General features: G+C 37.1%; 2 protein-coding genes, 4 tRNA genes and 1 pseudogene. 6 read left to right on the top strand and 1 reads right to left on the bottom strand.

Annotated elements, in window-relative coordinates:
• Positions 1–15: 15 nt before the first annotated feature.
• The 6 genes from GOQ24_RS13675 to GOQ24_RS13650 all read left to right on the top strand — a co-directional run bounded on the left by GOQ24_RS13675 (position 16) and on the right by GOQ24_RS13650 (position 2,019).
• Positions 16–579, top strand: coding sequence for a DUF4199 domain-containing protein (locus tag GOQ24_RS13675; protein ID WP_155092329.1), 564 nt, complete (start codon positions 16–18; stop codon positions 577–579).
• Between the two features lie 12 nt (positions 580–591).
• Positions 592–1,410 carry a 3-deoxy-8-phosphooctulonate synthase gene (kdsA, locus tag GOQ24_RS13670; protein ID WP_155092328.1) on the top strand — a complete coding sequence of 273 codons (819 nt, stop codon included), beginning with the start codon at positions 592–594 and terminating at the stop codon, positions 1,408–1,410.
• A gap of 161 nt (positions 1,411–1,571) precedes the next feature.
• Positions 1,572–1,655, top strand: a tRNA-Tyr gene (locus tag GOQ24_RS13665).
• A 39-nt stretch (positions 1,656–1,694) separates the two neighbouring features.
• Positions 1,695–1,775: transfer RNA gene (locus GOQ24_RS13660), tRNA-Tyr, on the top strand.
• 41 nt (positions 1,776–1,816) lie between these two features.
• Positions 1,817–1,897 (top strand) — tRNA-Tyr (locus GOQ24_RS13655).
• 41 nt (positions 1,898–1,938) lie between these two features.
• Positions 1,939–2,019 (top strand) — tRNA-Tyr (locus GOQ24_RS13650).
• Positions 2,020–2,245: 226 nt separating this feature from the next.
• Here the strand turns inward: GOQ24_RS13650 and GOQ24_RS16830 are convergent.
• Positions 2,246–2,323, bottom strand: a pseudogene (locus tag GOQ24_RS16830) (transposase); the annotation flags it as partial.

Genomic DNA, 2,323 nt, shown 5'->3' with positions numbered 1-2,323 from the left:
TTTTAATATAGCATAATGAGAAACTTCTCAATTGAGTTTAAGTGGGCTGCGATTGCTACACTTGCTGCATTAGTCTGGATGTTTGTAGTTAAATCACTGGGTTTTCATAGCGTTGAAAAGATCCGATTCGAAGTCCTTCTTGAAATACTTTTTAATTTTATTCTAATTCTTTTCTATTGGTTAGGTATAAGACAGAAAAAGAAAGAATTTTACAACGGTATTATTACTTGGCAAAAAGCATTTTTAAGTGGATTGGTCATGTGTATTCTGATCACATTCTTTTACCCAATGATTCAATACATTACCTTTAATCAAGTGACTCCTGAATTCATGGATACTTTGACTCAAGCTATTGTAACACAAACCAACATTCCGCTTGAAGAAGCTCAAAAGAATGCTACCTTTGACATTTTCCTTAGAAACGGTGTTACCAATAACTTGTCGTTTGGAGTAGTTATCATCGCAGTAGTTTCTTATTTTCAACAAACCAAAGACAAAGAACTGCTAAAGAAAAATGCGACTCAAAAAGCAGAAGTAGTCAAAGTAAAAAAGAACAAAACAAAAAGAAAGACATATTAAACTGATAAGATTATGAACTTAAATAATATCCCACAAATCAAAAATACGGATGCTGATAATTTCTTTTTATTAGCAGGTCCTTGTGCTATTGAAGGTGAAGAAATGGCAATGCGCATCGCAGAGCACATTGTTAAAGTAACAGACAAATTGAAAATACCATACGTATTCAAGGGGTCGTTCAAAAAAGCAAACCGCTCGAGAATTGATAGTTTTACGGGAATTGGCGACGAAAAAGCACTAAAAATCTTGCAAAAAGTAAGTAAGGAATTTGGTGTTCCAACTGTAACAGACATTCACGAAATTAGCGATGCTACAATGGCAGCAGAATACGTTGACATCTTGCAGATACCTGCTTTCTTAGTTAGACAAACAGATCTTGTGGTTGCTGCTGCTAACACAGGTAAAACTGTTAACTTGAAAAAAGGGCAGTTCATGAGTCCTGAAAGTATGAAACACGCAGTTCAAAAAGTACTGGATTGCAACAATGAGAACGTAATGATGACGGACAGAGGTACTATGTTTGGCTACCAAGACATGATCGTTGACTATAGAGGTATTCCAACTATGAAACAATTTGGAACAACTGTTTTAGATATTACACATTCATTACAACAGCCAAATCAAAGTTCTGGTGTTACTGGAGGTAGACCTGACCTTATTGGAACTATCGCAAAAGCGGGTATTGCAGTAGGAGTTGATGGATTATTTTTAGAGACACATTTCGATCCAGCTAATGCAAAAAGTGATGGAGCAAACATGTTGCATTTGGACTATTTTGAAGACTTGATGACTAAATTAGTTGCGATACGCCAAACAGTAAATAAATTCTAAAATAAAATGAAAAATAATTTTCTCTGTACTATTTTTATAACCAAAGGTTTAGCAGTACAGAGAAAATAAAACTTCAAAAAAAAATTCAAGAACGCTTGCAGATTAAGGAAACAGCTCTATCTTTGCACCGTTCTTAACAAGAAGATAAGCAATCAAGCTTAGGGGAGATACTCAAGCGGCCAACGAGGACGGACTGTAAATCCGTTGGGAAACCTTCGCAGGTTCGAATCCTGCTCTCCCCACCAAAGTTCTTATAGACTGTAAAAATATTGTAAAATACCGGAGGGGAGATACTCAAGCGGCCAACGAGGACGGACTGTAAATCCGTTGGGAAACCTTCGCAGGTTCGAATCCTGCTCTCCCCACTACTATTTTTATAGACTATAATACATTTTAAAATATCGGAGGGGAGATACTCAAGCGGCCAACGAGGACGGACTGTAAATCCGTTGGGAAACCTTCGCAGGTTCGAATCCTGCTCTCCCCACTAAAGTTCTTATAGACTGTAAAATATTTTAAAATACCGGAGGGGAGATACTCAAGCGGCCAACGAGGACGGACTGTAAATCCGTTGGGAAACCTTCGCAGGTTCGAATCCTGCTCTCCCCACTACAAAAGCTTTCTATTTACTTAGAAAGCTTTTTCTATTTTATCACAACACCATTTTCACCTCCACGACAACGTCTACCTCTCTTACCTACCACAATTAACAGGGATTAGACAAACAGATTATACCACACTCAAAATTGTTATTAGTATCATCTCACCGCTCATCAAATGCTATTTATCGAAACTGAACTCGCAAACAAAAACGGATCAATCTCAAAAGTTGTGTTTAGGCATAAAGCTTAGTCAATCTGTATAAAAAGAAATCAATATCTCTTACACCTCTAAACTGAGCTCTGAATGCTTT

It is taken from the genome of Myroides sp. LoEW2-1, from assembly GCF_009767705.1.
Lineage (GTDB): Bacteria > Bacteroidota > Bacteroidia > Flavobacteriales > Flavobacteriaceae > Flavobacterium > Flavobacterium album_A.
Note: the sequence above shows the minus strand (reverse complement) of the source record. Positions and strands in the feature narration are given on the sequence as shown.